This is a genomic window from uncultured Campylobacter sp. (assembly GCF_938045625.1).
GTDB lineage: Bacteria > Campylobacterota > Campylobacteria > Campylobacterales > Campylobacteraceae > Campylobacter_A.
In genome coordinates this window covers 33,391-48,402 of sequence record NZ_CALIAV010000022.1, presented here as the reverse complement: position 1 = coordinate 48,402, position 15,012 = coordinate 33,391, and the positions used below count along the sequence as shown (strand labels likewise).

Sequence of the window (15,012 nt, the reverse complement as noted above, 5' to 3'; positions counted from 1 at the left end):
TTTGAAATAATGCAAATGGTAAGTTATGAGGTTTCTGTTCATAAGAGACATTGGATTTCAATATTTTCGAAACTTAAAGTTTTAATTCCAAAATTACCAGAGCAACAAAAAATCGCAGACTGTTTATCTTCTATCGATGACCTTATTTCTGTTGAAGAAAAGAAATTGTCATTGCTAAATGACTATAAAAAAGGTTGGATGCAAAAGCTCTTTCCAGCCGAAGGAAAAACAGTTCCTGAATGGAGATTCCCAGAGTTTATGAATAGTGGCGATTGGGAAGAGAATAGTTTAAAGAAAGTTTTGATAAAAAATTCTATGAAGAATAAGAATCAAAAATATTCATTAATCGAAAGTATAAGTAATAAATTTGGCTTTGTTAGACAAGATAAATATTTTGAAAATAGAAGAGTTGCAAGTAAAAACACTTCAAATTATTATGTAATTAAGAAAGGGTATTTTGCTTACAATCCTTCCCGTATTGATGTTGGTTCATTAGCATACAAATATGATGACAGAACTTCAATAATTAGTCCGCTTTATGTAAGCTTTAAAGCAAACAATGATGTAATTGACGATATTTTCTTATGGATGTTTTTTAATTCTACTAGTTTTACTAAACAAATGATCTTTGAAGGAGGAGTCAGAAATACTCTGAATTATGAAAATTTAATTCAAATTAAAATATTTCTCCCCAATCTTCCTGAACAGCAAAAAATTGCTGGTTTTTTATCTGGTATAGATGATTTAGTAAATAAACAAACAGATAGAATAGAAGCATTAAAACAACATAAAAAAGCATTAATGCAAGGATTGTTTCCCGCTACTGAGGAGGTGTGGTAATGAGCATAAATATCCCCTCAAGCATTACCGAACAAGAGTTTAAAAAATTAACAAATAAAACCCTGGGTAATGATGAGTTTCAACATTACAAAAAAATAATCACAGAAAATTATAAAAAAGATAAAACTTCCGGGAATTATATTTTAAAAGAAAATGTATCGCAAGAATTACTTGTGAACATTGATTTTATTTTCAAAAGGATCGGACATAAAAAATTTAGTTCTATTAAAGAAATAGCCGAGTATTTCAAGAAACTATTGGATGAGAAGAAATATATTATTTTATTCGCTTATAATGGAACAGGCAAAACGAGACTTTCCGGTGAATTTAAGTCTTTGGGACAACATTTGAATGAGGAGACTGGAGAAAAAACGGCTGATACCCTTTACTATAATGCTTTTACAGAAGATTTGTTTTATTGGGATAATGATTTAGATAACGATGCGGAGCGTGTATTAAAGTTTAATAAGAGTTCACGTTTTTTTAATGGATTAAAAGACCTTGATATGGATAACAAAATTCGTCCACTTCTTCATCGCTACGCTGATTTTAACTTTAGTATTGATTATGATGAGGCGGAAATTAGTTTTTATAGAGAAGAATTGGTTAAAGGCAGTATGCAAAGAATAGACAATATTAAAGTTTCTCGGGGCGAAGAGAACATCTTTATTTGGTGCTTTTTCTTGGCTATTGTCCAATTGGTAATAGACAAAGCGGAGGCATATGAGTGGGTAAAATATATTTATGTAGATGATCCGATATCTTCTTTGGATGATAACAATGTAATTGCCGTAGCTAGTCATTTGGCGGCACTTATGAAAGGAGAAGGTGTAAAAGTTATCGTATCATCACATCACACATTGTTTTTTAATGTTTTGTGTAATGAAATTAGCAGAGCTGAGCAGTTATTTTTGCAAAAAAGCAAAGACAACGCTACGTATATTTTAAAAGATACTACCAAAACGCCGTTTTTTCATCATGTTGCATTATTGAAAGAATTAAAAAAAGCGTCCGATACCGATATATTATACACTTATCATTTCAATATATTGAGAAACATATTAGAAAAAACAGCGTCATTTCATGGTTATGCTCATTTTTCTTCATGCATTAGAAAAGGTGATGCGGAAAATGAGCCAGTATATACAAGGATAGTCAACCTTTTGAGTCATGGAAACTATTCTTTATTTGATCCTAAAGAAATGGTAGAGGAAAATAAAGAATATTTTAGAAACATCCTAAATAACTTTCTGGAAGACTATAATTTTAATCAGAGAATATTTGAGGAAACTCAAAATCAGGAGGAAGAGCAATGAATGATACACAACAATTAGGAGATGCACTTTGGAGCATAGCGAATAAACTTCGCGGTGCTATGAATGCGGATGACTTCCGTGATTATATGTTATCCTTTCTTTTCCTAAGATATCTTTCAGGCAATTATGAAACTGCGGCAAATAAGGAGCTTGGCAAAGAGTATATGGATTGTGAGAAAGAAATTGAAAATGTACAAAGCAATGGGAATATAGATAAAGTTATAGCCGAGTTAAAATTAAAGATAACGGATTATTTTAATACATTGCCTGTAAGTAAGATTCCCGTAAAGGAAAATGAGACAAATAATGAGGTCATTAAAAGAGCAAGACAAACTCTTGTCGATGAATATGTCAGCTTACTTGAAAGTCAGAAGCTAACTCCTTTGAGTTTATGGTATATCAATAATTTGGATCAAGTATCCTTTTTTGAAAAGCAGATGCGCAAAAAGGTTCATTTTGTCATTAAGCCACAGTACTTATGGAGTAATATTTATGAGTTATCTCGAACACAAAATAATCAACTTTTGAAGACTTTGCAAGCCGGTTTTAAATTTATTGAAAATGAATCGTTTGATAGTACATTTCATGGACTATTTTCAGAGGTGAATCTTGATTCGGATAAACTTGGTAAAAATTATCAATTACGTAATGAAATGCTTTGCTCTATAATAACGGAAATTGCTGAAAAACTTGCCGAGTTTACCAATGAAGTAGATTTGTTAGGCAACGCTTATGAGTATTTGATAGGGCAATTCGCAGCTGGTTCCGGTAAAAAAGCTGGAGAATTTTATACCCCACAGCAGATTTCTAATATTCTTTCCAGAATTGTTATATTGGATAGCCATAAACCGGAGTTAGGAAAAAGGAATTTTATAAATAATCTTTTGGATTTCGCATGTGGTTCCGGTTCATTGCTTATCAATGTAAAAAAGCATCTTGAACCAAATAGTATTAGCCAAATATATGGACAAGAGAAGAATATAACGACATATAACCTTGCACGAATGAATATGTTATTACATGGGTTTAAGGATTCGGAGTTTCAAATTTTTCACGGAGATTCTTTGTTAAATGATTGGTCGTTGCTCAATGAAATGAATCCGGCTAAAAAGTTGGAGTGTGATGCTGTAGTAGCAAATCCACCTTTTAGTTATCGATGGGAACCGGATGATACATTAGCCGAAGATTTTCGCTTTAAAAGTTATGGACTTGCACCAAAGTCGGCAGCTGATTTTGCGTTTTTACTACATGGATTTCATTTTTTGAGCAAAAATGGAACTATGGCAATTATCTTGCCTCATGGCGTATTGTTCCGAGGGGGTGCAGAAGAGAAAATTAGAACTAAACTTCTGAAAGACGGAAATATTGATGCAGTGATCGGACTGCCGGCTAATTTATTCTTTTCAACAGGAATACCGGTTTGCATTCTTGTATTGAAAAAATGCAAGGAACCTGATGATGTATTATTTATCAATGCAAGTGAATATTACGAAAAAGGGAAAAGACAAAATGTTCTTTTACCTGAACATATAGACAAGATTGTTGAGACATATCAGTTCCGTAGGGAAGATGACAAGAGGTATTCGCGTCGTGTATCTATGGAAGAAATTGAGAAGAATGGATACAACTTAAATATTTCTCGATATGTAAGCACAGCTCCTGAAGAAAAAATAATTAATATTGAAGAAGTGGCAAAAGAATTGAGGACAATAGAGAATGACATCAAAAATGCAAAAGACAAGCATAATGTATTTTTAAAAGAGCTTGGGCTTGAGCAGCTACCATAAGATTTTAAGAAATATATAAATGCCCATTATAAAGTAAAGAGAATATAAAAAATTTGAAAGCACGAAATGTGTCAGAGGATGAAGAATATAAACATTAAGAAATGATATTTTATTTGATTTAATAGATGGAGTCTTAATATTGGTCGTTTAAAATAGGGTTAATAAAATTATATGGACAGGCAATAGACGCAGGCGTTCCTGTTTAAATTTTTAGGCTCAATTAATATTTATAGAATAACCCTTATCAACAAATCGTCCGAAAATTTTAGCTACAATGACGCGTAAATTTACGAAAGGAAGGAAAATGAGTAAAATTTACAATCTAAACGCCGACACGAAAGTGATCGCAAAAAGCGTCGTTAGCAAGAGAATTTTTGACTGCGAGAACTCTCACGTCGATGTGTTTGCCTTTGACGCTGGCGAGGAGCTAGATCACGAGATGCTATTTTGCGACAGCCTCGCGTGGGTCGTAGAGGGCGGCGCGAGCTTGTACTACGGCGAAAAGCAGATGCGCTTAGGCGACGAACAGGCCTGCCTGATAGAGAAAAAAGTATGGCGAAAACTAGTTTTCAACGAACCAACGAAATACGTCTTAATCGATTTTAAGGAGGACTTAATGATAGATCATTTACCTAAGGCGGCTATTTTTAGCCTAGTGGATGCGGTCGAATACGAAGAAGGCAAAATCGTGAGCAAAACGCTCGTCAAAAACGAAAGCGGCTCGATGTCGCTGCTGTCATTTTCAAAAGACCAACAGCTCTCCACTCACGCGGCTCCGGGCGACGCTCTTTTGGTCGCGCTTGACGGCGAGATGAAGCTAACCATCGGCGATGAGCATTTTGATATCAAAAAAGGCGATACCATCGTGCTTCCGGGCAAAATCCCGCACGGGCTAAAGATCCCGGAAAAATTTAAAATGTTACTCATCGTAACAAAAGATAAGATGTAGAGTTTTGGGGCGATTGCCCCGACTCGTTTGGGAAATATATGGCAAGATTTATAATAGACGATGAAAACATAAGCGTAGATAATCTAGCGACGCTAAAAAAGCTAGGGCAAAAAGATAAAATTTACATCGTAACCAACAATAGGCAAAAACTAAGCATCTCCGTTTTGGCGTGGTTTCTGGCGCGAAAAATCAAAATAAAAATTATACTTTTAGAAAGCGCTCACAAGGACTATGCCGATAAAATAATTACGTTTTTAATGGGCAAACTCTCGCATAAAAAAGACAAAATTTACATCGTCAGCAACGATAAATTTTATGATGACGTGATAGATTTTTTTAATAAACAAGATAAAAACGGCGGTAAATTTTATAAACTTAAATTTGACTTCAATCGCTCGCACATTGCGCAGCTCATCGAAGAAAATCAAGACGAAATCGCGATCTTGATACGAAACTCGGGAAGCCTAAGCGAGCTTCATATGAAATTTATCTCAAAATTTGGCAGTAAAAATGGTGCCGGCGTGTATAACGCACTAAAAGAGGACGCAAGGAAGATCTACAAAAAACCTCAAATAGAAAGCTCACAAAAAGGTGAGGCAAAGCGTATCGCGGCGCCAAATTCTGCAAAATCTAGGCCAGCGACGCAAGGCGATGAGCAAAAATTTGACGAGCGAGAAAAGTCGCAAATGGAGTCAAATTTGAGTGGCGAGACTTTACATGCTCAAAGCGCCTCGGCAAAAGAGCAAAATTTGGAGTCTCTAAAACCGCAATCTTTAGAGGGCGAAAGTGGTGCGGTGACAAATGATGAAGTTAAGGTTGCTGAGTCAAATTTGAGTGATAAACTCGCTTCTACCGAGCGCTCAAAAGATGCGAAGATCGAGGTTTCTGGCGAAAATCTAAATGCGGACGAAAAGGGGCAAAATTTATCAAGCAAGCATCCGCCGCAAAAATCAAAGCAAGCTCCAGCACCGCAAAACGAAGTAAAAAATGAGGCTAAAAATGCGGTAAAAACGCAGCTCGCGCCCAAGATAGATGAGGCTAAAAAGCAAGATATAAGAAAAATCGCATTTGAAAGTAAAAATTTGGGCGATTTTCACAACGGGCTCGTGAAAAAATACGGCGCAGACGAGGCTGGCAGGCTATATAAAGCGCTAAAGCAAAAGGCAAAAGAGTACCTAAGCAAGCGCAATGCGGCTAAGTAAAATTTGTGTTTTGTGTGCGGCTTTTAAAATTTGAGGATTTGCGGTAAAATTTGGACGCAAAGTCATAAACTTAAGGGCAAAAATGATCTATCTAGTCGGGTCAAATGTGGAATTTGATGGCGTAAAGACGCTGGTTTTAAACGAGATAAAATTTAATAAATTTAGCGTAAATTTAGCCGAATTTGACGCGCTGGTTTTGACCTCCAAAAACTCCGTAAACGCGCTAAAATTTAATCAAATTTTGCCTGCTAGTTTGCAAATTTGCTCCATCGGTGAAGGCACTAGCCACGCGGCTAGCGAGTTTGGCTTCGCTCAAATTTACACTGCAGGGAACGCTCATGGAAACGATTTTGCCGCAGAGATCGCACCGCTTCTGCAAGGCAAAAAAACGCTGTTTTTAAGGGCGCGCGAAACGGCTTCGAGCGTTGGTGAAATTTTGCGTTCAAGCGGCGTAAATTTGACGCAAATAATCGCTTACGAAAACGTTTTTAAACCGCTTAATGAAGAGCAAAAACCGCCTAAAAACTCAGCGATTATTTTTACAGCTCCCTCAGCAGTGCGAAATTTTACGCGAAATTTCGGCTGGGATGAGAGCTATAAAGCCGTCGCTATCGGACTTACGACGGCAAAAGAGCTAGAAGCTTTTGCCTCGCCCGTAGTGAGTGCTCAGCAAAATATAAATTCCTGCGTAAGCCTCGCAAAAACGCTACTTTAAGCTAAAATTTTATATAATAACCTTGCCTGAGTGATTTGGCAGCGTATTTTTATAGGGTCCAACACATTAGTATAGGCGAAGATGTGCGGAACTGTGTGACGTGGCTTCGTTTGAGCGCGCGAGCGCGAGAAGTTGCGACCTAAAGGAACCGCCTATTTGCAAGGTTGGCTTTGAATTTTCGGGCCACTTATATGCGCACCGCTCACTTGGGTTTTTTATTTTTGGAGAAATTATGAAAATTTTGATAATCGGAAGCGGCGGGCGCGAGTACTCAATAGCTCTTAAACTTCAAGAATCCCGCAAACACGAGCTTTTTTTTGCTCCAGGCAATGGAGCCACCTCAAAGCTCGGCACAAATCTAAACATCAAAGACTATAATCAGCTCGCAGAATTTGCCGAGACGGAGCAGATAGAACTAACGATCGTCGGTCCCGAAGCGCCGTTAAGCGACGGCGTCGTGGATATATTTAAGGCGCGAAATTTAAACATTTTTGGACCAAGTAAGTCTGCGGCTAGACTCGAGGGTAGCAAGGCGTTTATGAAGGATTTTTTGGCTAGAAACGCGATCCGAACGGCTGCTTATCTAAATACCGACGATTACGATTCTGCCGCTAAATTTATCGACTCTCTTACCGCTCCCGTCGTCGTCAAGGCCGACGGGCTGTGCGCCGGCAAAGGCGTGATAATCGCGCAAAGCCGCGATGAAGCAAAGGCCACGGCTCGCGATATGCTAAGCGGCGAGAGCTTTGGCGAGGCCGGTAAACGCGTGGTTGTGGAGGAGTTTTTAGACGGATTCGAGCTTAGCTTTTTTGCTATTTGCGACGGCGAAAATTTCGTCAGCCTGCCCGTAGCGCAGGATCATAAACGCCTAAAAGATAACGACGAGGGACCAAATACTGGCGGTATGGGTGCGTACGCTCCTAGTCCTCTAGCAAGCCAAGAGCTAATAAGACAGGTTGAAGAAGAGGTTGTAGAACCGACCTTAAAAGGCATGAAAGCCGAGGGAAATCCTTTTTGCGGCGTGCTTTTTGTGGGACTTATGGTGGTTAAGGGTGTGCCGTACGTACTCGAGTTTAACGTGCGTTTCGGCGATCCGGAGTGTGAAGTGCTAATGCCGCTGATCGACGGCGATCTGGGCGAAATTTTGTTAAACGCGGCAAAAGGCGATCTAAAACCGGTAAAATTAAAAGACGAATTTGCCGTAGGCGTCGTGATGGCTAGTAAAAATTATCCTTTTTCAAGCTCGCCTAAGGCTAAAATAAGCGTAAAAAACGTGCCTGAAAACTCGCACATAGCATATGCAGGAGTGAGCGAACAGGGCGGCGAGATCTATGCTGACGGTGGACGAGTACTCGTGTGCGTGGGGCTTGGCAAAAGCATAAAACAAGCGCAGCAAAAGGCCTATGAGCTTTGCGAAAACGTAGAATTTGACGGCGCGCAGTACCGAAAAGATATTGCCTGGCAAATGCTAAAAGGACGCGAATGAGCAGGAGCGTCATAGACAAGCTCGAAAATGAAAATATCACGCTCGCTAGCGTCGGTAAAAGAGCCGTCGCGTGGGGGATAGATAAGTTTTTAATCTCGGTTTTGTTTTATGCCGTCTACTACGAAAAATTTGATGGGCTGGACTATGAGCAGATCAGTGCGCTAGCTATGGAAATGATACCGCAGATCGTTTTGCTCGAGGTTATTTATCAGACGTTTTTTACGTGGTACTGCGGCGCTAGTATCGGCAAGGTCGCGATGAAGATCGTGTGCGTGGATATCGATCTGCTTGATAAGCCAGGCTTGCTAAATTCTCTCACTCGATCTTTGGTTCGCATCATCGGTGAAAACGCATTTTTCCTAGGTTTTGCATGGGCGTTTTCAAATCCATTATTTCAAACGTGGCAAGACAAGGCCGCGAAAACGGTAGTTATAAATGTTTACTAGAATTTTTTTGTTACTAATGTTTGGGGCTTTTAGTTGCTTTGCGGCTCAAAATTTCGAGCTTTTGGCTGATGACGTAAAACGCGATAAGGGTATAGTTACTGCAGATAAAAACGTACTTGTGTATTCGCAAGATTATTTGATGAGCGCAGACAGAGCTGTTTACGATCAGCAAAAAGAAATTTTGGAGCTTTTTGGTAATGTAAATTTGATAAGAAACAAGGACGAAATCTCGCGCTGCTCGTACGCAAAGATTGACCTAAATAGTAAAGATAGTAACTACGAGACGCTATTTATGATGAACCGCGACATGGAAGTGTGGATGCAAAGTGACGAGAGTAACAGCACGTCTAAATTTTACGAGGTAAACGGCGCGGTCGTATCGAGCTGTAATGTCCAAGACCCTGATTGGAAGATCAAATTTAGCAGCGGCAAGCTAAACCGCGAGAGTAAATTTTTGCATCTTTATAATCCTGTATTTTACGTCGGAAACGTCCCGGTGTTTTATTTGCCGTATTTTGGCTTTTCTACCGATACGCGCAGACGTACCGGACTTTTGCCGCCGGAGCTTGGTTACGGTAAAAACGACGGATTTTACTACAAACAGCCGATCTATATCGCCGAATACGACAGCTGGGACTTACAGTTTGATCCGCAAATTCGCACTAGACGTGGCACGGGTATCTACGGTACGTTTAGATTTGCCGATTCGCCGTATTCCAGAGGCTCGGTAACGCTAGGCGCGTTTAGGGATACCGAGGATTACCGCCAAAGACAGATCGAGAAAAACTCGCTAAGGCTTCCTCTAAAAAATAAAACGCATAAAGGCGCTGAGGTCAAATACGAGCGCGATAGGCTCGTTAAGCACCTGATAAACGAGGATCTGCAGGAGGGCTTGTGGCTTGATGCGACGGCTCTAAACGATATCGACTATATAAATCTGAAAAAGCGCGGCGCGGGTAGCGACGATAATCCTCTCGTGACGTCAAAGCTAAACTATTTTCTAAGTAGCGACAAGCACTATTTCGGCGCATATGCGAGGTATTACACGGATACGTCAAAGATCGGTAGTCCGAACGAAAATAAAGACACGCTTCAAGAGTACCCGAGCTTTCAATATCATAAATTTACCGATAGCTTTATTTTGCCGAACGTGCTTTATTCGGTCGATCTCCACTCGCACAACTACACGAGAAAAATCGGCGTAAAGGCGACGCAGTACGAATTTAACCTACCGGTTTCATTTCACCTGCCTTTGGCGGACGATTATCTTAAATTTTCTTACTACCACTATCTATACGCCACTCACGTGGATTACGGAAAAAAAATGTATCGCCCGACCGGGGATGAGGACAAGAGCGCAAACTATATAGAAAACTATCACAAATTCTCGCTTTATACGGATCTGGCTAGAGCTTACGAGAGCTTTTATCATAGCGTAAATTTAGGCGTTGACTATGTCGTAAAAGCCTACAACGAAGGCGACCTGCCCGATAAATACGAAACTGCCGAGGATGACGGCAACGTATATGTCTACGATACGCTTGGACGAAAATACCAAAGCTTTATAAATCCTCAGCATACTAGAGACGAGATTTCGGCCAGAGTGACGCAGTATTTCTTTAACGAAAACGGAAGAAAATTTTTACGCCACACGATTTCGCAGGGTTATTATACGAAAGAGAACAAACGCTCGAATTTTAAAAATGTCATCGGCTGGTATCCGCTAGCGAATTTATCTTTTTACAACAGACTCGAGTACTCTTACGACAATAAATACTTTGAAAAAATTCAAAGCGGAGCTAGCTATACGCACGATAAATTTGGCGCCAGCCTTTGGCACACCATGCAAAGGAAAAATGCGCAGGAAAAGCAAAACTATCTACACCTAAACGGTTACGTCGAGCTTCCGCACAATTATAGGCTTTTTGGCGGTTCGCAGTACGACCTTGAGCGAGACTACAATAAGCAGTGGCAACTAGGCGTCTCTCACCGCAGAAAGTGTTGGAATTATACATTCGTCTATGAAGAGGAGCTTGAGCCTACGACGACCACGAGCGGAACGGCTGCAAAGAAATCAAGAGGCGTTTATTTCTTTATAAATTTCTATCCGATGGGCGGCGTGCATTACGACTTTTCCGTAGGTCAGACGCAAGGTAGCTGATGGGCGGCTACGAGGATTTGGTCTTTGAAAACCAGCTCGAGGCAGCCGAAAAACTGCTTGAAATTTTACCCAAAAAAGAGCTAACCGCGGGCGAATACCTAATGATATGCGGCTCTATAGACTCGGTCATCATGGTCGATAGCGTAGCTCGCGGGCTAAATTTGAGCTACGAGATTTTATTTTGCGAGCGTATTTTTGCGCCAAACAATCCCGAGTGCGAGATCGCTATGGTTAGCGAAAAAGACGACGTCGTGCTAAACGACGAGCTGATTAAGAGCTTTGGCATTAGCTACGATTTCGTTTATGGCGAGGCGGATCGTAAGTACGACGAAAAGATCCTAAAAAACGTCTATAAATTTAGAAAAGGCAATCTCATCGGCGATCTAAAGGATAGAAACATCCTGCTCATCGACGAAGGCTGCGAGACGGGACTCACGGCGCTAACCTGCCTAAAAACGCTAATGCGCGAGCGGGTAAAATCAGTCACCTACGCTACGCCGCTCATCGCTATGGACGTCGCAGCAGCTATCGCGCCGCTAGTGGATGAAATTTACGCCGTGCATAAGATCGCGAATTTTATCGAAGTGGATTTTTACTACAAAAATAAAATCGAACCAAAACCCGAAACCGTGCTTTCCATCCTAGAGGAGAGTCCGTTTTATATACCATTACAAAAACAAGGAGACGTCAGGGCATGCAGTATTCAATAGAAGTAAATAATCAAGTTGAAATTTACGATATAAACAAGGTCGCCAAACAAGCTAGCGGCGCGGCGCTTTTGCGTGTAAAAAACACCGTCGTTTTAGCTACCGTCGCTCGCGAAGACACGCAAGTTAGCGAGGATTTTTTACCGCTAACGGTGCAATACATCGAAAAAAGCTACGCTGCGGGCAAGATCCCGGGCGGCTACGTAAAAAGAGAAACAAAGCCGGGGGATTTTGAGACGCTAACTTCGCGCATCATCGACCGCTCGTTGCGCCCTCTCTTTCCAAAGGGCTACGCGTATCCGACGCAAATCGTCGTTATGGTGTTATCCTGCGACCCCGAGGTTGATCTACAAGTCGTCGCTCTAAATGCAGCCTCAGTCGCGCTTTATCTTAGCGACATCCCTGTAAATGCGCCCGTTTGCGGCGTTCGCGTGGGATATATAGATAATAAATTCGTAATAAATCCTAGCAACTCCGAGCTAAAAACTTCGGCGCTTGATCTTTACGTGGCAGGCGTTAAAGACGAGCTTTTGATGATCGAGATGAGAAGCATCCCGACCGAAAAAGACGAGATAGTGCCTATCGCGCTAGATCCTATGATGGATCCGAATTTAAGCGGCGTGATAGCGATGCAGGATATGAACGAATTTAGCGAGGATCTCATCGTGGAGGCGATCGCAGAAGCCGGTAAAGCCATACTTCGCGCCTCAAACGCTTATGAAGAGGCATTTAGCCAGCATAAAAAAGAAGACGCGCAGCTCGAGCTAAAACCGGAGATCGAAAACGAGAGCGTCGCCGTCTATCTAAACGAATTTTACAAAAATGACGTAAAAGCTGCGATAAATCAGATGGCTAAAAGTGAGCGCGCCAGCGAGCTAACCAAGATCGCAAAGCAAATTTTAACCGACGAAGTAGCGCAAAAAGAGGGCTGGGAGGAGGAGGTCGTCTCTAACGTCCTAGCTAAATTTAAGAAAAAAATCGTCCGCGAGCAGATCATAAACGAGGGCGTGCGCGCCGACGGTAGGGAGCTTAAAGAGGTCCGCCCGATCAGCATCGAGACAAATATTCTGCCAAAAGCTCACGGTAGCTGCCTCTTTACCCGCGGCCAGACGCAAGCTCTCGTGGTGGCGACTTTAGGTACCGACGGCGACGCGCAGATGTACGATATACTAACGGAAAAAGGCGCTGTGACGGATAAATTTATGTTTAACTACAACTTCCCCGGCTTTAGCGTCGGTGAAGCTAGTCCGCTAAAGGCTCCGGGCAGACGCGAGCTGGGACACGGCAACCTCGCTAAGCGTGCCCTTGCGCCTAGTATCGACGTAAATTCGCCTTATACGATCAGACTCGTGTCCGAAATTTTAGAAAGTAACGGCTCAAGTTCGATGGCCAGCGTTTGCGGCGGTTCTTTAGCGCTGAGGGCTGCAGGCGTCGATACGCCAAAATTAGTTGCGGGCGTTGCGATGGGACTAATTTTCGAGGGCGAAAAACACGCCGTACTAACCGATATCATGGGACTAGAGGATCACGACGGCGACATGGACTTTAAGGTTGCGGGCAGCAAAGACGGCATAACCGCGCTTCAGATGGATATAAAACTGGGCGGTATCAGCCTTGACGTGCTTAAAGAAGCGCTTTTGCAGGCGCGCGAGGGCAGGCTTCATATATTAAATTTGATGGAAAAAGCAAACGAAAATATCTCTGTAAACGAAGACATACTGCCTAAACTAGAGCTTTTTAGCGTGGATCCGGGCAAGATCGTCGATATCATCGGACAAGCGGGCAAAACGATAAAAGAGATCATAGAGAAATTTGACGTCGCCATCGATCTAGACCGCGAAAAAGGCGAGGTAAAGATCGCCGGCGCGCAAAAATCAAGCGTAGATGCGGCTAAAGACTACATCATACAAATCGTCTCAAAAGACGGCGGCAAGGGTTTTGGCGGTAAAAGAGGCGGCAGAGATGGCAAGCCACAAAAGACGCCTGAGTTTAATATCGGAGACGAATTTGAGGGCGAGGTAAAAAGCGTGGTAGAATTTGGCGCCTTTATTGGGCTTCCCGGCGGCGTGGACGGACTTTTGCATATCTCAAAGATCAAAACGCCTCTAAAAGCCGGCGATAAGGTCAAAGTAAAAATCAGCGAGCAAAAAGGGCACAAAATTTCCCTTTCTCTAGCGCAATAAATTTAAAGGAGAACCGATGCAGTATAAAAAAATATTTTTCCCAATCGGCGCGGGCGACGACGTAAAAGAGCGTATCAGAGGGGCTTTGCTGGTCGCTAAGCATTTTAACAGCCACATCGAGATTTTGGCTTGCCAGCTAGATCCTAGCGTCGTTTATAATATGAAAATGACGCTTCGAGGCGGCGTGCTTTACGAAGAGTTTTTGAAAGCTGCTAAGGCTGATTTGGGACTAGAGCACGAGCAAAACGAGACTATTTTTAATAAGCTTTGCGCCGAGCTTGGCGTACGCGTCAGCGATACCCCGTTAAAAGGCGAGGCGAGCGCGAAATTTATAACCAAAAGCGGTAAAAGAAGCCTAATCGTCGAGCAAGAGTCTAAATTTTGCGATATGGTCGTAGCAGCCGTACCGCTTGACGGTAAGATAACGGGTACGTTTGAAGCGGCGGTGCTAAAAAGCGGTAAAAACGTTATCGCGATTCCTAGAAAACTTACTAAATTTAGCGCGGAAAATATCCTGGTAAGCTGGACCGGTACGCCTGAGAGCTCGCGCGCCATTACCAGCTCGCTACCGCTTTTAAAAGAGGCTAAGCGCGTAAAATGCATTACTTCAAAGGCAAATTTGGGCGATCAAAGCGAGGCTAGCTTAAAGAGGCTGGATGAATACTTCGCGCTGCACGGCATAAATGCGGATTTTGAGGTCGTAGGAACTTTTTCAGTCCCGGGCGAACCGCTTTTAAAAGCCGCTACGGATGGAAATTTCGACCTAATCGTAGCGGCTAGATATGCAGAAAACGGTTTTAGGGAGATTTTCTTGGGCGGTACGACCAAGTATTTCTTACAAAACACCACGATACCGGTATTTATGTAAAGCAAAAGATTGGAGCTAAATTTATGACTTAATTTAGCTCCAAAATCTAAATTTAGCTTGAAATAGGGTTATAATATCGTAATCCAAGAGGAAATATACTAAATTCGACTCCGAATAAAGCTTAACTATTGAGACTTATTACTAAGCAAAGTCCAAAATTATTGCTAAATTACGGTTTATGGTTTTTAATAAGGCCCAAAAATCAGACATAATTGACAATCAGCCAAGTATATTAAATAATCATAATAATATTTTAGAAGGTGATTTTTAGATTATACTTACAAGTACTGACTAAAATTTGGTTAGTCAGCAAATTTGGTCAGTTAGTTGGCAATTTTTTGATAGTTTTCCT

12 protein-coding genes are annotated in these 15,012 nt (G+C 41.5%); all 12 read left to right on the top strand.

The window, feature by feature from the left end; genetic code table 11:
- Window positions 1-840, top strand: an 840-nt coding sequence (locus Q0386_RS01990; protein ID WP_299026308.1) for a restriction endonuclease subunit S, incomplete at its 5' end; no start/stop codon positions are given.
- Window positions 840-2,156, top strand: coding sequence for an AAA family ATPase (locus Q0386_RS01985; RefSeq protein ID WP_299026305.1), 1,317 nt, complete (start codon window positions 840-842; stop codon window positions 2,154-2,156). The genes Q0386_RS01990 and Q0386_RS01985, both read left to right, overlap by 1 nt.
- The gene (locus Q0386_RS01980; RefSeq protein ID WP_299026302.1) at window positions 2,153-3,943 is read left to right on the top strand and encodes a type I restriction-modification system subunit M; all 1,791 of its coding nucleotides are present in this window, start codon (window positions 2,153-2,155) and stop codon (window positions 3,941-3,943) included. The genes Q0386_RS01985 and Q0386_RS01980 overlap by 4 nt, the downstream gene beginning before the upstream one ends.
- 304 nt (window positions 3,944-4,247) lie before the next feature.
- Complete coding sequence (locus Q0386_RS01975) at window positions 4,248-4,892, top strand: cupin domain-containing protein (protein ID WP_299026299.1); 645 nt, start codon at window positions 4,248-4,250, stop codon at window positions 4,890-4,892.
- 38 nt (window positions 4,893-4,930) lie between these two features.
- Window positions 4,931-6,094, top strand: coding sequence for a PIN domain-containing protein (locus tag Q0386_RS01970; RefSeq protein WP_299026296.1), 1,164 nt, complete (start codon window positions 4,931-4,933; stop codon window positions 6,092-6,094).
- Window positions 6,095-6,176: 82 nt separating this feature from the next.
- Window positions 6,177-6,809, top strand: a complete 633-nt coding sequence (locus tag Q0386_RS01965) for a uroporphyrinogen-III synthase (protein ID WP_299026293.1) — start codon at window positions 6,177-6,179, stop codon at window positions 6,807-6,809.
- A gap of 232 nt (window positions 6,810-7,041) precedes the next feature.
- Window positions 7,042-8,295, top strand: coding sequence for a phosphoribosylamine--glycine ligase (purD, locus tag Q0386_RS01960; RefSeq protein ID WP_299026290.1), 1,254 nt, complete (start codon window positions 7,042-7,044; stop codon window positions 8,293-8,295).
- Complete coding sequence (locus Q0386_RS01955) at window positions 8,292-8,741, top strand: RDD family protein (RefSeq protein ID WP_298058471.1); 450 nt, start codon at window positions 8,292-8,294, stop codon at window positions 8,739-8,741. The genes purD and Q0386_RS01955 overlap by 4 nt, the downstream gene beginning before the upstream one ends.
- Entirely contained in the window at window positions 8,731-10,902 is a 2,172-nt protein-coding gene (locus tag Q0386_RS01950) for an LPS assembly protein LptD (RefSeq protein ID WP_299026286.1), read from the top strand. Before Q0386_RS01955 ends, Q0386_RS01950 begins: the two co-directional genes overlap by 11 nt.
- Window positions 10,902-11,612, top strand: coding sequence for a phosphoribosyltransferase family protein (locus tag Q0386_RS01945; RefSeq protein WP_299026284.1), 711 nt, complete (start codon window positions 10,902-10,904; stop codon window positions 11,610-11,612). The genes Q0386_RS01950 and Q0386_RS01945 overlap by 1 nt, the downstream gene beginning before the upstream one ends.
- Window positions 11,597-13,792: a polyribonucleotide nucleotidyltransferase gene (locus Q0386_RS01940; RefSeq protein ID WP_299026281.1), complete on the top strand. Its 2,196-nt coding sequence runs from the start codon at window positions 11,597-11,599 to the stop codon at window positions 13,790-13,792. Before Q0386_RS01945 ends, Q0386_RS01940 begins: the two co-directional genes overlap by 16 nt.
- 16 nt (window positions 13,793-13,808) lie before the next feature.
- A complete protein-coding gene (locus Q0386_RS01935) occupies window positions 13,809-14,660 on the top strand; it encodes a universal stress protein (protein WP_299026278.1) in 852 nt (283 codons plus the stop codon).
- Window positions 14,661-15,012 lie beyond the last annotated feature (352 nt).